Origin of the sequence: Enterobacter sp. BNK-16 (assembly GCF_048684955.1) — a bacterium.
Lineage (GTDB): Bacteria > Pseudomonadota > Gammaproteobacteria > Enterobacterales > Enterobacteriaceae > Enterobacter > Enterobacter bugandensis.
On record NZ_JBLQTQ010000001.1, the window covers coordinates 965,726 to 984,098 of the forward strand.

At 58.1% G+C, this 18,373-nt stretch carries 13 protein-coding genes and 1 pseudogene; 6 read left to right on the forward strand and 8 right to left on the reverse strand.

The window, feature by feature from the left end; all coding sequences use genetic code 11:
- Positions 1-203: 203 nt before the first annotated feature.
- The 3 genes from argH to argC all read right to left on the reverse strand — a co-directional run bounded on the left by argH (position 204) and on the right by argC (position 3,440).
- Entirely contained in the window at positions 204-1,577 is a 1,374-nt protein-coding gene (gene argH / locus ACMGGH_RS04670) for an argininosuccinate lyase (RefSeq protein ID WP_047366806.1), read from the reverse strand.
- Between the two features lie 75 nt (positions 1,578-1,652).
- A complete protein-coding gene (gene argB, locus ACMGGH_RS04675) occupies positions 1,653-2,429 on the reverse strand; it encodes an acetylglutamate kinase (protein ID WP_098946274.1) in 777 nt (258 codons plus the stop codon).
- Positions 2,430-2,435: 6 nt separating this feature from the next.
- On the reverse strand, positions 2,436-3,440 hold the full coding sequence (argC, locus tag ACMGGH_RS04680; protein WP_063437473.1) for an N-acetyl-gamma-glutamyl-phosphate reductase: 1,005 nt from the start codon (positions 3,438-3,440) through the stop codon (positions 2,436-2,438).
- A gap of 88 nt (positions 3,441-3,528) precedes the next feature.
- Between argC and argE the strand changes: the two genes are divergently transcribed.
- The 5 genes and pseudogenes from argE (at position 3,529) to ACMGGH_RS04705 (ending at position 10,272) form a co-directional block, all read left to right on the forward strand.
- Entirely contained in the window at positions 3,529-4,680 is a 1,152-nt protein-coding gene (argE, locus tag ACMGGH_RS04685; protein ID WP_028014830.1) for an acetylornithine deacetylase, read from the forward strand.
- Positions 4,681-4,951: 271 nt separating this feature from the next.
- Positions 4,952-7,603 (forward strand): phosphoenolpyruvate carboxylase, encoded by a 2,652-nt coding sequence (gene ppc, locus ACMGGH_RS04690; protein ID WP_041911805.1) that lies wholly within the window; start codon positions 4,952-4,954, stop codon positions 7,601-7,603.
- Between the two features lie 57 nt (positions 7,604-7,660).
- Entirely contained in the window at positions 7,661-8,425 is a 765-nt protein-coding gene (locus ACMGGH_RS04695) for a helix-turn-helix domain-containing protein (RefSeq protein WP_049138078.1), read from the forward strand.
- Between the two features lie 127 nt (positions 8,426-8,552).
- Positions 8,553-9,215, forward strand: coding sequence for a fructose-6-phosphate aldolase (gene fsa / locus ACMGGH_RS04700; RefSeq protein WP_047366803.1), 663 nt, complete (start codon positions 8,553-8,555; stop codon positions 9,213-9,215).
- Positions 9,216-9,227: 12 nt separating this feature from the next.
- Positions 9,228-10,272: pseudogene (locus ACMGGH_RS04705) on the forward strand (glycerol dehydrogenase).
- Between the two features lie 83 nt (positions 10,273-10,355).
- On the opposite strand, the gene katG reads toward ACMGGH_RS04705, so the two are convergent.
- From katG to metB, 4 genes are all read right to left on the reverse strand, one after another.
- Positions 10,356-12,536: a catalase/peroxidase HPI gene (katG, locus tag ACMGGH_RS04710; RefSeq protein ID WP_232949065.1), complete on the reverse strand. Its 2,181-nt coding sequence runs from the start codon at positions 12,534-12,536 to the stop codon at positions 10,356-10,358.
- A 146-nt stretch (positions 12,537-12,682) separates the two neighbouring features.
- Entirely contained in the window at positions 12,683-13,570 is an 888-nt protein-coding gene (metF, locus tag ACMGGH_RS04715) for a methylenetetrahydrofolate reductase (protein ID WP_041911801.1), read from the reverse strand.
- 225 nt (positions 13,571-13,795) lie between these two features.
- Entirely contained in the window at positions 13,796-16,228 is a 2,433-nt protein-coding gene (locus tag ACMGGH_RS04720) for a bifunctional aspartate kinase/homoserine dehydrogenase II (RefSeq protein WP_420299070.1), read from the reverse strand.
- Positions 16,229-16,230: 2 nt separating this feature from the next.
- Positions 16,231-17,391, reverse strand: a complete 1,161-nt coding sequence (gene metB / locus ACMGGH_RS04725; protein WP_021242813.1) for a cystathionine gamma-synthase — start codon at positions 17,389-17,391, stop codon at positions 16,231-16,233.
- A 275-nt stretch (positions 17,392-17,666) separates the two neighbouring features.
- On the opposite strand from metB, the gene metJ reads away from it, so the two are divergent.
- Positions 17,667-17,984 (forward strand): met regulon transcriptional regulator MetJ, encoded by a 318-nt coding sequence (metJ, locus tag ACMGGH_RS04730; RefSeq protein ID WP_003862042.1) that lies wholly within the window; start codon positions 17,667-17,669, stop codon positions 17,982-17,984.
- Positions 17,985-18,032: 48 nt separating this feature from the next.
- On the opposite strand, the gene rpmE is transcribed toward metJ, so the two are convergent.
- Entirely contained in the window at positions 18,033-18,245 is a 213-nt protein-coding gene (gene rpmE, locus ACMGGH_RS04735) for a 50S ribosomal protein L31 (protein WP_003862040.1), read from the reverse strand.
- Between the last annotated feature and the right edge of the window lie 128 nt (positions 18,246-18,373).

The following is an 18,373-nucleotide window of genomic DNA, read 5'->3' on the forward strand; positions in this document are numbered from 1 at the left end:
GAGGCGGCCGTGTTTGACCCTTGACGTCCCCGCACCGTCAGCGAGTTTCTCTCAAAACTCGAACAACTAAAGCCAACGTGAACTTTTGCGGACCCCGTGGTCCGCTTTTTTTTTGCGTAAAAAAGCCCGGCACCAAGCCAGGCTCCGTTTTTCTCCCTCTCCCTGTGGGAGAGGGCCGGGGTGAGGGCACCAGCCCGCACGGTTCAAATCAGGCGGTTTTTCGCATCCGCAATTGCCTGCGCTACCTGCTTCGGCGACACGCCGCCTTTCGCCGCACGTTTATCCAGGCAGGACTGCAGCGCCAGAATCGGGTACACATCCTCCCCGATCGCCGCGCTGAATTTTTGCAGGTCGGCAAGCGCCAGCTCTTCAAGGGCTTTACCCTGACGAATCGCTTCCACTACCGCTTCGCCCACAATATGGTGCGCTTCACGGAACGGTACGCCCTTCGCGACAAGGTAGTCCGCCAGTTCGGTAGAGTTGGCATAGCCCTGCTGCGCCGCTTCCTGGCAGCGCGGACGTTTCACCTGAATGCCGTCCAGCACCAGCGCGCCCATGTGCAGACAGTCCAGCCAGGTGTCGAGCGCGTCGAACAGCCCTTCCTTGTCTTCCTGCATATCTTTGTTATACGCCAGCGGCAGCCCTTTCAGGGTCATCATCATGCCGGTCAGCGCGCCCTGCACGCGACCGCACTTGCCGCGGATCAGCTCCAGCGCGTCCGGGTTTTTCTTCTGCGGCATCAGGGATGAGCCTGAGGTCACGCGGTCGGACAGCTCAACGAAGCCCGCTTCGCCGGAGTTAAAGAAGATCAGGTCTTCGGCAAAGCGCGAAAGATGCACCATCCCGATAGAGGCATTGGAGAGCAGCTCCAGCACGTGGTCACGGTCAGATACGCTGTCCAGGCTGTTGCGGGTGGCGGAAGCAAAGCCCAGCCATCCTGCCAGCTGCTCGCGGTCGATTTCATACGCCGTACCGGCCAGCGCGCCGCTGCCCAGCGGGCTGACGTCCAGACGCTTCAGGGTATCCTGCAGACGGCTTTCGTCACGCGCCAGCATCTCAACGTAGGCCAGACACCAGTGCGCAAAGGTCACCGGCTGCGCACGCTGCAGGTGGGTATAACCCGGCATCACCGCGTCCTGATTGTTCTGCGCGGTCTCTACCAGCGCACTTTGAAGCTGACGGTTGGCCGCCAGCAGTTCGCCAACGGTCTCTTTACACCACAGCTTCAGGTCGGTGGCGACCTGGTCGTTACGGCTACGGCCGGTGTGCAGCTTTTTACCCAGCTGGCCGACCTTGTCGATCAGCTTGCCTTCCACCCAGCTGTGAATATCTTCGGCATCGCTCTGCAGGATTTGCTGCGGATCCAGACGCACCTCTTCCAGCAGGTTGTTCAGCGCCTCTTCCAGCTGCTGCTGTTCGTCTGCGGTCAGTACGCCAACGGTCACCAGCGCTTTGGACCAGGCCACAGAGCCGACAATATCCTGTTCGGCCAGGCGGTAGTCGAAGCGCAAAGAGTCGTTGAACTGTTTGAACCGTTGATCCGCTGCCTGTGTAAAACGCCCACCCCAAAGTGCCATAACATCGTTCCTTTATTCGTTAGTTCCGCCGGGTGCGCTTCGCTTACCCCGGCCTACGGTCATTCAATAAAAAACTTACGCCAGAATACGCGTGCCAATCGGCGTGCCGTTAAACAGCGCCGGGAGCTGCTCCGCGTGACGCCAGGAGGCGATATCCACCGGGCGGCCCAGCGTGCGCGCCGCATCCAGCGCGGCGTTCACTTTGACGATCATGCCGTCGGTAATAATGCCCTGAGCGATCAGCTGCTCGGCTTTGGCGGCGGTCATTTCCGCTATGCGCTGGCCTTTACCGTCGAGAATGCCGCTCACGTCGGAGAGCAGGATCAGGTCCGCGCCCAGCGTGGCCGCCAGCGCGGTTGCCGCCTGGTCCGCGTTAACGTTCATCAGCTCGCCCTCTTCGGTCACGCCGATAGAGCTCACCACCGGCAGGAAACCGCCTTCCAGCAGGGTGTTAATCAGCTTAGGCGAACCTGGCTGCGCCAGTCCAACATGGCCGAGCTCTTCGTCGAGCTGGGTCACTTTTACGCTGTCACCGTCGCCCAGGTAGAGGCCAACGGACGCAATATGGTGTTTCTTCGCCCATGCCAGCAGCGTTTTGTTCGCCGTGCCCGCCAGCGCGCCGGTAATGATGTCAATCTGGTCAGCAGGCGTGACGCGCAGGCCATTTTTCTTTTTCACCGGCAGATTCAGCCCTTTCATCAGCTCATCCACCACGCAGCCGCCGCCGTGCACAATCACCAGCGGACGCTGGTGCGATTCGCGATAGTTCACCAGCGCGGTAAACAGGCGCTCCAGCGCTTCTTCGCTGTCCAGCAGTACACCACCGAGTTTGATAATTAATGGGTTCATCATCACACCTTAAATAAGAGCCTGCGTTTCAGGGAAGCCGAAACGAATATTTGCACACTGCATTGCCTGTGCGGCAGCGCCTTTGAGTAAGTTATCTTCTGCGGCGACCACAATCAGATGCTCGCCCTGTACGGCAAAGCCGATATCGCAGAACGGCAGGCCAACCACGTTTTTGAGCGCCGGCACGCCTTTGTCGTACAGACGCACCAGCGGTTTATCCGCATACGCCTGCGTGAAGGCCTCGCTCACCTGCTCTTTCGTCACGCCCGGCTTCAGGCGGCAGGTAATGGTTTCGAGGATCCCGCGCGGGAAGCTGCCCAGGTGCGGGGTGAAGATCACCTCCGCGCCCAGATGGGTGGTGATTTCAGGATGATGGCGGTGATTAAACACGCCATACGGCTGAAGGCTCACTTCGCAGAAGCTGTTGGAGATAGCGGCCTTGCGCCCCGCACCGCTCACGCCGCTGGTGGCGTTGATCACCGGCCACTGGCTCAGATCCAGCAGACCGGCGTCGATCAGCGGCTTCAGGGAGAGCTGCGCCGCCGTCGGGTAGCAGCCCGGAACGGCAATCAGGTCCGCTTCTTTCAGTTTATCCGCACTCCACTCCGCCAGGCCGTACACCGCTTTTTCAAGCAGATCCGGATGCTGATGAGTGAAGCCGTAATATTTTTCGTAGAACGCGCCGTCGTTAACGCGGAACGCGCCGGAGAGGTCAAACACCACGCAGCCGGCCGCCAGGAACTGCGGCGCAAGGTCGTGGCTGACCTCGTGCGCGGTGGCTAAAAACACCACGTCGACGCCGTCGGTAAACTCGCTGATGTCAGACATCGGCTGCAGCGGCAGATCGACCATGCCCTTAAGCTGCGGATGCAAATCGGAAATTAACTTTCCTGCATCATTGCTTTGCGCTGACACGGTCAAAGCGGTTATGGTCATATGAGGGTGGCGATTTACGTAGCTTACAAGCTCTGCGCCCGCATAACCGCTAGCGCCTACAATCAGCGTATTCAACATCGGGTTCCTTTATGCTCAACGTTAATGTATTTTTATTCACATTTATTGCATGAATATTGATACTATCACGACTTAAGGTGTGTCAACAATGAAAATGAACTTACCGCCATTTATCGAGATCTACCGCGCCCTGATTGCCACACCGTCCATCAGTGCGACCGAAGAAGCGCTGGATCAGAGCAATGAGTCTTTAATCAATCTGCTGGCGGGTTGGTTTAGCGATCTTGGGTTTAACGTTGAGGTTCAGCCCGTCCCCGGTACTCGCCACAAATTTAACCTGCTCGCCAGCACCGGAACCGGCGCGGGCGGCCTGCTGCTGGCCGGCCATACTGACACCGTACCGTTTGACGATGGCCGCTGGACGCGCGATCCGTTCACCCTGACCGAGCATGACAACAAGCTCTACGGTCTGGGCACCGCCGACATGAAAGGCTTCTTCGCCTTTATCCTCGACGCGCTGCGTGACGTGGACGTGACGAAGCTGAAAAAACCGCTCTACATTCTGGCAACCGCCGATGAAGAGACCAGCATGGCGGGCGCACGTTATTTCTCTGAAAACACGTCGATTCGTCCGGACTGCGCGATCATCGGTGAACCGACCTCTCTGCAGCCGATCCGCGCACACAAAGGCCATATTTCTACCGCGGTGCGCGTGCTGGGCCAGTCCGGTCACTCCAGCGATCCGGCGCGCGGCGTGAACGCCATTGAGCTGATGCACGACGCCATTGGCCGCATTATGACCCTGCGCGACGACCTGAAAGAGCGGTATCACTACGAGGCATTCACCGTGCCGTATCCGACGCTGAACCTCGGTAGCCTGCACGGCGGCGATGCGTCCAACCGCATCTGCGCCTGCTGCGAACTGCATATGGATATCCGTCCGCTGCCGGGCATGACGCTGAGCGATCTGGATGGCCTGCTGAACGAAGCGCTGGCCCCGGTGAGCGAGCGCTGGCCGGGACGCCTGACGGTCTCCGAACTGCATCCGCCAATCCCGGGCTACGAATGCCCGCCAGACCACCAGCTGGTTCAGGTGGTGGAAAAACTGCTCGGCGAGAAAACCGACGTGGTGAACTACTGCACCGAAGCGCCTTTTATTCAAACGCTTTGCCCGACGCTGGTCCTCGGCCCTGGCTCCATTAATCAGGCCCACCAGCCGGATGAATATCTGGAAACCCGCTTCATCAAGCCCACCCGCGAGCTGATTACCCAGGTTGTGCATCACTTCTGCTGGCATTAAAACCGCACCGAAAAGTCCCCTCTCCCCGTGGGAGAGGGTTAGGGTGAGGGCAACAAATCGCATGATCACCGTCACATTTCCATAAGCATCTCTTATCTGACGCAATGCGAATTAAATTTCGTAAATTGCCCGCATTTATTCGTTTGCTGAACCGTTTTCGCAGCAATTGACGACGGGGGTTTTACGTGGCTTTATAAAGGGAGATGACAAAATAATGTCCAGAAGATTTTCGCCTGGGCATAAACAAAAATGATGGGGTGACTGGGTTTTTATGAACGAACAATATTCCGCGTTGCGTAGTAATGTCAGCATGCTCGGCAAAGTGCTTGGAGATACCATCAAAGACGCGCTGGGGGAGAACATCCTCGACCGCGTTGAAACCATCCGCAAGCTGTCTAAATCTTCCCGTGCCGGTAACGAGGCCAGTCGTCAGGAGCTGCTCACCACCTTGCAGAACCTCTCTAACGATGAGCTGCTGCCCGTTGCCCGCGCCTTCAGCCAGTTCCTGAACCTGGCAAACACCGCTGAGCAATACCACAGCATTTCGCCAAACGGCGAAGCGGCCAGCAACCCGGAAGTCATTGCCCGCACCCTTCGTAAACTGAAAGACCAGCCAGACCTCAACGAAGCCACCATCAAAAAAGCGGTGGAGTCCCTTTCGCTGGAGCTGGTGCTGACCGCACACCCAACCGAAATCACCCGTCGTACGCTGATCCACAAGATGGTGGAAGTAAACAGCTGCCTGAAGCAGCTGGATAACAAAGACATTGCCGACTACGAGCGCAACCAGCTGATGCGCCGTCTGCGCCAGCTGATTGCCCAGTCCTGGCATACCGATGAAATTCGTAAGCATCGCCCAAGCCCGGTCGACGAAGCCAAATGGGGCTTTGCGGTGGTGGAAAACAGCCTGTGGGAAGGGGTACCAAACTACTTGCGCGAGCTGAACGAACAGCTGGAAGAAAACCTGGGCTATCGTCTGCCGGTAGACTTTGTGCCGGTGCGCTTCACCTCCTGGATGGGCGGTGACCGCGACGGCAACCCGAACGTGACCGCGGAAATCACCCGTCACGTCCTGCTGCTGAGCCGCTGGAAAGCGACCGACCTGTTCCTGAAGGATATTCAGGTGCTGATCTCCGAGCTGTCGATGGTTGAAGCGACGCCGGAACTGCGCGCGCTGGCCGGTGAAGAAGGTGCCAGCGAGCCATACCGTTTCCTGATGAAAAAGCTGCGCGGTCAGCTGATGGCCACCCAGGCGTGGCTGGAAGCGCGCCTTAAAGGCCAGCGCCTGCCGAAGCCGGAAGGTCTGCTGAGCCAGAACGAACAGCTCTGGGAGCCGCTGTACGCCTGCTATAAATCACTCCAGGCCTGCGGGATGGGCATCATCGCCAACGGCGAACTGCTCGATACCCTGCGCCGCGTGAAGTGTTTCGGCGTACCGCTGGTGCGTATCGACGTGCGTCAGGAAAGTACCCGTCATACCGAAGCGCTGGGCGAGCTGACCCGCTATCTCGGCATCGGCGACTATGAAAGCTGGTCAGAAGCCGACAAGCAGGCGTTCCTGATCCGCGAATTGAACTCCAAGCGCCCTCTGCTGCCGCGCAACTGGGAGCCAAGCAACGACACCCGCGAGGTGCTCAACACCTGTAAAGCGATCGTCGATGCGCCGAAAGGATCGGTGGCCGCCTACGTGATCTCTATGGCGAAAACCCCGTCCGACGTGCTGGGCGTTCATCTTCTGCTGAAAGAAGCGGGCATCGACTACGCCCTGCCAGTCGCCCCGCTGTTTGAGACCCTCGACGACCTGAACAACGCCAACGACGTCATGACCCAGCTGCTTAACATCGACTGGTATCGCGGCTTTATTCAGGGCAAGCAGATGGTGATGATTGGCTATTCCGACTCCGCGAAAGATGCGGGCGTGATGGCGGCGTCCTGGGCGCAGTATCAGGCTCAGGATGCGCTGATCAAAACCTGCGAGAAAGCCGGTATCGAGCTGACCCTGTTCCACGGTCGTGGCGGTTCCATTGGCCGCGGTGGCGCACCTGCTCACGCAGCGCTGCTCTCTCAACCGCCGGGAAGCCTGAAAGGCGGCCTGCGCGTGACCGAGCAGGGCGAGATGATCCGCTTCAAGTACGGCCTGCCGGAAGTGACCATTAGCAGCCTGTCGCTCTATACCAGCGCGATCCTGGAAGCCAACCTGCTGCCACCGCCGGAGCCAAAAGAATCCTGGTGCCGCATCATGGACGAGCTGTCAGACATCTCCTGCGACCTGTACCGCGGCTACGTGCGTGAAAACAAAGATTTTGTCCCTTACTTCCGCTCGGCCACGCCTGAACAGGAGCTGGGTAAACTGCCGCTGGGCTCGCGTCCTGCAAAGCGTCGCCCGACCGGTGGCGTTGAATCCCTGCGCGCCATTCCATGGATCTTCGCCTGGACGCAGAACCGCCTGATGCTGCCCGCCTGGCTGGGTGCCGGTGCCGCGCTGCAAAAAGTGGTGGAAGACGGCAAACAGAACGAACTGGAAACCATGTGCCGCGACTGGCCCTTCTTCTCTACCCGTCTGGGCATGCTGGAGATGGTCTTCTCGAAGGCCGACCTGTGGCTGGCGGAATACTACGACCAGCGGCTGGTGAAACCAGAGCTGTGGGCGTTGGGTAAAGAACTGCGCGAACTGCTGGAAGGCGACATCAAAGTGGTGCTGGACATCGCCAACGACTCGCACCTGATGGCGGACCTGCCGTGGATCGCCGAGTCAATCCAGCTGCGTAACATCTACACCGACCCGCTGAACGTTTTACAGGCTGAACTGCTGCACCGTTCGCGTCTGGCGGAAGAAGAAGGGAAAGAGCCGGATCCTCGCGTTGAACAGGCGCTGATGGTGACGATTGCGGGCGTTGCGGCGGGTATGCGTAACACTGGGTAATGCTTTATGCCGGGCAGGCGTTTTTAGCGCCGCCCGGCACGTTTCGGTAGTCTTCTCATGTATTCCGATATCACCCGAATTTTGGCTGACCTGGTGAACCGTACGTTACCGCTGGGCCAGATTCATTTCTCGGCGCTGGCTGAACAGCATCCCCGAACATCTCCCTGCCTCGTCATTACCCTTGCTCCCCCCTGTGAGGCGATATTTTCATCCTTTGGACACATCACGCTTCCACCGCCTAACGCCCTGAGCATACATTTCGGTAAGCAGCAGCTGACTCTCGATTTACAGCGTGACAACGCGCTTTTGCAGCAGCTGCAGGTTCCCCGGCGTGGCCCGCGAACGGGTGCTTTTCTTCTGCAAGCGCTCACCGAATTACAGATGCAGCCAGACGAGCAAGACACAGCCATGCTGGTGGTATTAAGCTTGCTCAGCCACTGCGGGGATCTGCTTGGCAGTGACATCCACACCGCTAACCGCAGCCGGGCGCTATTCGAAGCCGTTCGTAGCTATATCGAAGAAAATTACGCCTCTTCGTTAACGCGCGAATCCGTGGCACAGGCGTTCTACATCTCGCCGAATTACCTTTCCCATCTCTTTCAGAAGATCGGCCACGTGGGGTTCAACGAGTATCTGACACAAACGCGGCTGGAACATGCACGCCAGCTGCTGAAAGGCTACGATCTCAAAATTAAAGATATTGCCGCACGCTGCGGATTTCCTGACAGCAACTACTTTTGTCGCCTCTTTCGCAAGCACACCGAGCGTTCCCCTTCCGAATATCGTCGCCAGTATCACAGCCAGCTTATCGCCAAAAAATAGCATTGTGATCGCTATCGCACTTCGCTAAGGACATTACATTTGTCCAGTATTTGGCAAAATTGACCTGTATCCGCCGCACTCAGCCGGGCCTATCCTTTATTCAACCTTTCTGACTTAAGGAAAAATAATGGAACTGTATCTGGATACCGCGAACGTGGCGGAAGTTGAGCGCCTGGCGCGCATCTTCCCCATCGCGGGCGTCACCACCAACCCAAGCATCATTGCCGCCAGCCGTGAATCCATCTGGGACGTGCTGCCGCGGCTGCAAAAAGCCGTCGGGCCGGAGGGTACGCTGTTTGCTCAAACCATGAGCCGCGACGCCGAAGGCATGGTGGCGGAGGCCAAACGTCTGAGTAACGCCATCCCGGGTATTGTGGTGAAAATTCCGGTCACCGCGCAGGGGCTTATCGCCATTAAAGGGCTGAAAAGAGAGGGTATTACCACGCTGGGCACCGCCGTTTACAGCGCCGCTCAGGGTTTACTGGCCGCGCTGGCAGGCGCGAAATACGTTGCGCCATACGTCAACCGCGTCGACGCACAGGGCGGCGACGGTATTGGCATGGTACAGGAGCTGCAGTCCCTGCTGGAACTGCATGCGCCGGAAAGCATGATGCTGGCTGCCAGCTTTAAAACACCGCGTCAGGCGCTGGACTGCCTGCTGGCCGGATGCGAGGCAATCACGCTCCCCTTAGACGTAGCGCAACAAATGCTCGGTACCCCAGCGGTAGAGTCGGCCATAGAAAAGTTCGAGCAGGACTGGAAAAACGCGTTTGGTAACCTCAATCTCTAAGGGAGAACTGTTATGGACCGTATCATTCAATCGCCGGGGAAATATATCCAGGGCGCGGGTGTGCTGACCCGTCTCGGCGACTATCTGAAACCCCTGGCAAACCGCTGGCTGATCGTCGGCGATAAGTTTGTGCTGGGTTTTGCCGAAGACACCCTGCGCCAGAGTTTTAAAAAAGCCGAACTGCATGCCGAAATCGCGCCGTTTGGCGGCGAATGTTCGCAAAATGAAATCGATCGCCTGAAAAAGTTGGCCGAAAGCGCTGGCTCACTTTATGGACGTGCCGGTCGCCATTGCGCCGACTATCGCTTCCACCGACGCGCCGTGCAGCGCCCTTTCCGTTATTTACACCGACAGCGGCGAGTTCGATCGCTACCTGATGCTGCCGCACAACCCGAACATAGTCATTGTGGATACGAAAGTGGTAGCAGGTGCGCCTGCACGTCTGCTGGCCGCCGGGATTGGCGACGCGCTGGCGACCTGGTTTGAAGCACGCGCCTGCTCGCGCAGCGGCGCGACCACCATGGCCGGGGGTAAATGCACACAGGCGGCATTAGCGCTCGCCGAGCTGTGCTACAACACGCTGGTTGAAGAGGGTGAAAAAGCGATGCTGGCGGCGGAACAGCATGTGGTAACGCCTGCGCTGGAACGCATTATCGAAGCTAACACCTATCTCAGCGGCGTCGGCTTTGAAAGTGGCGGGCTGGCGGCTGCACACGCTATTCATAACGGCATGACGGCGGTGCCGGACGCGCATCACTTCTATCATGGGGAAAAAGTGGCGTTTGGTACGCTGACGCAGCTGGTGCTGGAAAACGCGCCGGTAGAAGAAATTGAGACCGTCGCGGCGCTTTGCCACAGCGTAGGGCTGCCGATCACCCTGGCACAGCTGAACATCAAAGAGGATATTCCGGCCAAAATGCGTCTGATTGCCGAAGCGTCCTGTGCCGAAGGGGAAACTATTCACAACATGCCCGGCGGCATCACGCCGGATCAGGTATATGCGGCACTGCTGGTGGCCGACCAGTACGGGCAGCGGTTCCTGCAGGAGTGGGAGTAAATAGCGTGAATAAAAATCCCCGCATCAGCGGGGATTTTTTTGCCCGTAGGCCGGGTAAGCGTTAGCGCCACCCGGCACAACGGCTACTTCACGTCAAACCGGTCCAAATCCATCACCTTCGCCCAGGCGGCAACGAAGTCGCGGACGAACTTCTCATGCGCATCATCGCTGGCGTAAACCTCTGCCAGCGCGCGCAGGACGGCGTTAGAACCGAAGACCAGGTCGGCGCGGGTAGCGGTATATTTCACTTCACCGCTGGCGCGATCGCTTCCGGCAAACAGCTCATTAGATTCGTCGGTCGCCTTCCACTGCGTGTTCATGTCCAGCAGATTCACGAAGAAATCATTGCTCAGCACGCCTTCGCGGTTGGTGAACACGCCGTTTTTACTGCCATCAAAGTTGGCACCCAGTACGCGCAGGCCGCCAATCAGCACCGTCAGCTCCGGTGCGGTCAGCGTCAGCTGTTGGGCTTTATCAACCAGCAGTGACTCCGTTGTGGATACATCCACCTGCGCACGGTAGTTGCGGAAGCCATCGGCAATCGGTTCGAGCAGGTTAAACATCTCAATATCCGTCTGATCCTGACGCGCATCCACGCGGCCCGGGGTGAACGGAACGGTGACATACACACCTGCCGCTTTTGCCGCCTGCTCAACGCCTACCACGCCCGCCAGCACGATGATATCGGCCAGGGAGGCTTTGTTGGTGGTGCGCTGGATAGCTTCCAGAGCCGGCAGCGCGCGAACCGCCGCGGCGTTCACGTCCCAGTCACGCTGAGGAGCCAGCGCCAGACGCGCGCCGTTGGCACCGCCACGCTTGTCGCCGCCGCGGAAGGTTGAGGCGGACGCCCAGGCAACGGAAACCAGCTCGCTCACGGACAGACCAGATGCCGCAATTTCCGCCTTCAGGCTTTCAATGTCCTCTTTGGTCGGATTGAATACCGCCTCCGGCAGCGGGTCCTGCCAAATCAGATCTTCTTTCGGCACTTCCGGGCCGATGTACCGCGCTTTTGGCCCCATATCACGGTGGGTCAGTTTGAACCACGCGCGCGCGAAGGCTTCGTTAAAGGCCTGCGGATCGTTCAGGAAGCGACGGGAAATTTTCTCGAATTCCGGGTCGAAACGCAGCGTCAGGTCGGTGACCAGCATGGTTGGCTTACGTTTTTTCGACGGGTCAAACGGGTCTGGCATGATTTCCGGCGCATCCACGGCTTCAAACTGAATCGCGCCTGCCGGGCTGCGGGTCTGCACCCATTCGTATTTGAACAGGTTCTCGAAGAAGTAGTTGCTCCACTGGGTCGGAGTTTGCGACCAGATGACTTCCAGCCCGGAGGTGATGGCGTCAGCGCCAATACCGGTGCCGTGCGTGCTGGCCCAGCCTAAACCCTGCGCTTCAATCGGCGAGGCTTCCGGATCGGTACCTACGTGCGTGGCTTCACCCGCGCCGTGGGTTTTACCGAGCGTATGGCCGCCGGCAATCAGCGCGACGGTCTCTTCGTCGTTCATACCCATGTTGCCAAAGGTGGCGCGGATCGCCGCCGCAGCAGACAGCGGTTCACCGCTGGCGTTTGGCCCTTCCGGGTTCACGTAAATCAGCCCCATTTCGGTGGCCGCCAGCGGGCGCTTCGCCAGTGCTTCCGGGTCACGGTGGGTCAGCCAGGCTTTTTCATCACCCCAGTTCACGTCCAGATCCGGTTCCCAGACGTCTTCACGACCGGCGCCAAAACCAAAGGTGCGGAAGCCGGAGTTCTCCAGCGCCACGTTACCCGCGAGGATAAACAGGTCGGCCCAGGAGATTTTTTGTCCGTATTTTTGCTTGATTGGCCACAGCAGGCGGCGCGCTTTATCCAGGCTGACGTTATCAGGCCAGGAGTTCAGCGGCGCAAAGCGCTGTTGGCCGCGTCCGGCGCCGCCGCGTCCGTCAACGGAGCGGTAAGTACCTGCCCCGTGCCAGGCCATGCGAATAAACAGACCCGCGTAGCTGCCCCAGTCGGCAGGCCACCAGGGTTGAGAATCGGTTAACAGGGCTTTGAGATCGCCCTTGAGGGCGGAATAGTCGAGCTTGCTGAATTCTTTGCGGTAGTCGAAGTCTTCACCCAGAGGGTTCGAACGGTTGGAATGTTGGTTTAGAAGATCGATGCGGAGTTGTTTAGGCCACCACTCTTTGCTGCCGGTACCTGCGCCCGCGCTGTGATCGACGCCGCCCTGATGGAACGGACATTTGCCGGCGGATGCCGCGTTATTGGTCTCGTCTGACGTGCTCATCGCTATGCTCCCTTTACAGTGATACCGTTACGATATACACCACTAGCAATAAGATATAGTTGAATTAATCCACAGATTCGATAGTTAATACCTTTTAACTTTTTATATGATTAAAAAGCCCTCACTTTATGAGGGCTTTTTGCTGATTACGCCGGACGAACGCCCAGCGTATGACAAATGGCGTAGCTCATCTCCGCGCGGTTAAGCGTGTAGAAGTGGAAGTCTTTCACCCCTTCGCGGCTTAAGATCTTCACCATGTCCATCGCGATATTGGCCCCCACCAGCTTGCGGGTTTCCGCGTCATCGTCCAGCCCTTCGTACATTTTGGACATCCACAGCGGAATGCGAACGTTGGTCATATCGGCGAACTTCTTCGCCTGTTTGAAGTTAGAGACTGGCAGAATGCCCGGGATAATTTCGACGTCGATACCTGCCGAGACGCAGCGGTCGCGGAAGCGCAGATAGCTTTCCACGTCAAAGAAGAACTGGGTGATGGCGCGGTTGGCACCGGCCTCCACCTTACGCTTCAGGTTAAGCAAATCCGCCTGGGCGCTTTTCGCTTCCGGGTGGACTTCAGGGTAGGCGGCCACGGAGATATCAAAATCAGCAACGTCTTTCAGCAGCGCGACCAGATCGGTAGCGTACATGTCCGGCTTGCCGCTTCCCGGCGGCAGATCGCCACGCAGGGCCACAATGTGGCGAATGCCATTATTCCAGTAGTCCTGAGCGATGGCGCGCAGCTCATCGCGGGTGGCGTCAATACAGGTCAGATGCGGCGCTGCTTCCAGACCGGTACGATCTTTGATGCCTTTAATAATGCTGTGCGTACGGTCACGCTCGCCGGAGTTGGCGCCGTAGGTCACGGAGACAAACTTCGGCTTCAGGCTGCTCAGGCGATCGATAGAGCTCCACAGGGTTTGCTCCATTTCACTGGTGCGCGGCGGGAAAAATTCAAAAGAGACGTTAATCTGGCCGTTTACTTCGGCCAGGCTCTGATTCAGTGCTTCCCGCTGGTTGGCGTGAAAAAAGCTCATACCTTACCTCTATCTTTCGCGTGTCATTGTCTGTTGTGTTGTGAACTTCTATACGTTTAGACGTCCAGATGTAAAAATGACGGAAAAGCGGCGTGACGTCAACAGAAATAATCACAATAACGGTGAGGTTTGCTCAGGGAAGATGAAGGGAGTTCATGATGAGGGTGAGCTCGGTCTGATGCCCTCACCCTAACCCTCTCCCACAGGGAGAGGGAAATTCACTTTTTACAGCAGCTTAGCCAGACGGTTAATATCGGACTGGATAGCCCCAGCGGTGACATCGCGCCCCGCGCCCGGGCCGCGGATCACCAGCGGGTTATCGCGGTACCAGCGGCTTTCAATGGCGAAGACGTTATCGCACGGCAGCAGGGCCGCCAGCGGATGGTCAGGACGCACCGCCTCGACACCCACACGCGCCTTACCGTTCGCCTCGAAACGCGCCACGTAGCGCAGCACCAGCCCCATCTCGTTTGCCGCTTCCAGACGCTGCACCATCTGGTCATTCAGCTCGTCGCCGTTTTCGAAGAAGTGGTCAACAGAACCTTCTTCGCAGCCCGCAGGCACCAGCGATTCGACGCGTACGGAATCCGGTTCGATGTCATAACCGGCTTCACGCGCCAGGATCACCAGCTTGCGCATCACGTCTTTACCGGAGAGGTCAACGCGCGGATCGGGCTCGGTTAAGCCCTGCTGCCACGCCTGATCCACCAGGTCGGTGAACGGTACGGTGCCGTCAAACTGCAGGAACAGCCAGGAGAGCGTACCGGAGAAGATACCGCTCAGCGCCAGAATGCTGTCGCCGCTTTCAATCAGGTCACGCACGGTATGGTTAACCGGCAGGCCCGCGCCAACGGTGGCATTATAGAGCCAGTGGCGGCCCGTTTTTTCAAACGCGTCGTGGATCTGACGGTATTTATCGGTGCTGCTCGCCCCCGCCAGCTTGTTGGCGCTGATGACGTGGAAACCGTGGCTGGCGAAATCCAGATACTGATCGGCAAGCTGTTCGCTGGCGGTGACGTCCAGCACCACCAGATCGTCATACGGGTGCGCGCGCATCCACAGGAACAGCGACTCTTCATCCTGCTCAACCGCTTCATCGTTAAAGAAGGCAAGCGCCCGGCTGGCGTCCAGCCCTTCGTAGTTCAGCAGGCTGCGGCGGCTATCCACCACGCCCGCAAGAATAAATTCAAACCCGGTACGCGCCGAAAGCGTGACCTGTTCGCGGGCGAACAGCTCCAGCCAGCGGGAACCGATGTTACCCTTACCAAACAGCACCAAGCCGATGCGTTTTTCCGCGCGGAACAGCGAGGTGTGCAGGCCCTGAATCAGGCTTTCGGTTGGGCCTTTACGCAGCACGGCGACCAGGCTGATGCCCTCTTCCGACTGCCAGGTGAACTCCACCGGCTGGCCCTTCAGCTGCTGCCAGAAGCGGTGGCAGTGCAGCGGGTTACGGGTGACGCCCGCGCCGACCATCGCCACCAGCGCCAGCTCCTGACGCAGGCGAAGCTCGCCCGGCAGGCCCGCTTCGTCGAGAATTTTCAGCGCGCTGTCCGCCACTTCGGCGGTATAGCAGAACTGCAGCAGCTGACGATCGTTATGCACCCCAACGGCCAGCGGACGCACCTGGGCGCGTTTCAGGATCGTGTCGATATCTTTATGCGCCAGCCTGAAGTCCTGACCCGCAGGGACCTGGAACTCAATCAGGCAGATGTCGTCGTGGCTGGTGACAATGCGCGCGCCCGTGCCGGACGCCAGCACGCGCTCAATGCGGGTAGACCCCTGATCCGGCGTATAGCTACAGCGCAGCTGCAGGTCAATATCGCTGCCGGAAACCGGCTGCAGCGTGCGGGCGTGCAGAACCGGTGCCGCCAGACGCGCCAGCTCGCTCGCTTCGTCGAGACGCAGCAGCGGAAGCAGGCAGGCATCTTTCACTTTACGCGGGTCCGCGCTGTAGACACCGGCCACGTCGCTCCAGATGGTGACGCGGGACACGCCCGCCAGGGCACCGATCTGCGTTGCCGAGTAGTCCGAGCCGTTACGGCCCAGCAGCACGGTTTCACCGGCGTTGCTGCGGCTGATAAAGCCGGTGACGACAATACGTTTGCCCGGATGCTGCACCAGCAGCTGTTGCAGCAACGGATAGGACAACCCTTCGTCCACCTGCGGCTGCGCGGCGCGTTCCGCACGCAGGAAATCACGCGCGTCGAGCCAGGCCGCGTCTACGCCCTGGTGTTGCAGTACGGCGGCCATCAGGCGCGCGGACCACACTTCACCGTGGCCCACCACTTCGGCATACACCGCGTCGGTAATCCCGCTGTCCAGCAGGGCAGCCAGACGCTCAAGGTCATGCGTGAAGGCGCTGATCAGCCCGTCCGCCACGTCCGCAGGCAGCAGGCCGGCAATCAGCTCGCTCTGGTAACGACGTAAGGACTGTTGCACCTGATGCGCAGAAAGGCGATCGGTCTGGCTCAGTTTCAGCCAGCTAATCAACTGGTTGGTGGTGCTGCCCGCCGCCGAGACAACCATCATGTCACCCGGCTGTGAATATTCGGTCATGATCCCTGCGACGCGCAGATAACATTTCACATCAGCAAGACTACTACCACCAAACTTGTGCAGCTGACGACCCTTCGCCCCTGCCTGCGCTATCACACTCATGATTACCCCTTGGCTGCGACCCGGAAGCCATTTTCCAGATCGGCAATTAAATCTTCAGAATCTTCAATACCGGTCGAGATACGCAGCAGCGTCTCAGAAATCCCGGCGGCGGCACGTGCTTCCGGTGCCATACCTGCGTGTGTCATGGTCGCGGCGTGGGAGATCAAGCTTTCAACCCCACCTAAGGATTCCGCCAGCGTAAACAATGACAGCCCGCTCAGGAAGCGACGCAGCGTTTGCTCGTCACCGTCCAGTTCAAAACTTAACATCGCGCCAAATCCCTTCTGCTGGCGCGCGGCAATCTCATGCCCCTGGTTTTCCGGCAGCGACGGGTGATAAAGCTTCTTCACCAGCGGCTGGGTTTTCAGGAAATCGACAATCGCCTGGGCATTACGCTGCGCCACGTCCATGCGCGGCGAAAGCGTGCGGATGCCGCGCAACAGCAGGTAGCTGTCGAACGCGCCCGCGGTGACGCCGATATTATTAGCCCACCATGCCAGTTCCGTGACAACGTCGGGATCTTTTGCAATCACCACGCCCGCCACCACGTCAGAATGGCCGTTCAGATATTTAGTGCATGAATGCAATACCAGATCCGCACCCAGTGCTAACGGGTTCTGAAGGGCCGGACTGAGGAAGGTATTATCCACTACACTTATCGCTCCCGCATCCCTTGCGAGCTGACAAATTTTCGCAATGTCGACAACGCGCAACAATGGGTTGCTTGGACTTTCCACCAGAACCAGCTTCGGCTTCTCTGCCAGCGCCTGTTTCAGCGCCTGTTCGTCGTTTTGATCGACAAACAGCACGCGGTAGCAGCCGCGCTTTGCCAGGCTGTCAAACAGACGATAGCTGCCGCCGTAACAGTCATGCGGCGCAACCAGCAGATCGCCAGGCTTCAGGAACACCGTGGTCACCAGGTGAATGGCAGACATACCGGTATTGGTTAATACCGCACCCGCGCCGCCTTCCAGTTCCGCCAGCGCGCGCTGGGTTACATCACGCGTAGGGTTGCCGCGACGCGAGTAGTCATGCGCGCGCGGTTCATTAAATCCGGTGAAATTGTAGGTGCTGGAAAGATGAATGGGCGGGACAACGCAGCCGTACTGCTCGTCATCATTTAATCCGCTACGCACTGCGATCGTGGCCTGTTTACGCGTCATGGTGAGGGCTTCCTGGCGAATGAGGTGAAAAGTCAGCCACCAGAGTAAACATTGAAAGTATGGACGTCAATACATCTGGACATCTAAACTTCTTTGCGTATAGATTGAGCAATGCACAAATAGCCGTTAAAATTATATGCTTTAGTGCACGCTGCAGCGGCAATATCCGTGCCACGGTATCGTCTCTACGGTAAACTACGCAAGATTACGGTTCAAAACGGGCAGTGACCGGTTTGCACCTTTAGATTAATGACTGAGAGGATTAAAGGTATCTCATGGCTGAATGGAGCGGCGAATATATCAGCCCATACGCTGAGCACGGTAAGAAGAGTGAGCAAGTAAAGAAAATTACGGTTTCCATTCCTCTGAAGGTGTTGAAGATCCTCACCGATGAACGTACGCGTCGTCAGGTGAACAACCTGCGCCACGCGACCAACAGCGAACTGCTGTGCGAAGCGTTCCTGCATGCGTTTACCGGCCAACCGTTGCCGAACGATGACGATCTGCGCAAAGAGCGTAGCGACGAAATCCCGGAAGAGGCGAAGGTGATCATGCGTGAACTGGGTATTGACCCGGAGACGTGGGAATACTGAGAAGCGGATACAAAAAAGGCACCTTGCGGTGCCTTTTTTTCGGGAAACTTATTTAGCGCCCGGGATGCTGAAACGCTTGTTGAAGCGGTCAACACGGCCACCGGTTGCAACATCACGCTGCTTACCAGTGTAGAACGGGTGGCATTTGCCGCACACGTCCAGGTTCAGATCGTGACCCACGGTAGAGCGGATCTGGATAGAGTTACCGCAAGAGCAGTTTGCAGTAATCATTTCGTATTTCGGGTGAATATCTTTTTTCATGGGAGAACCTCAGTTAAGGCCGCGTCGCTCTTCCAGCCCTAACGCCAGACACCACGCGATGTTGAATGTAAGTTCTTTGGCGTAAAGTACACCAAAGGCGGCGAATCATACAGAATTTAACCAACGTA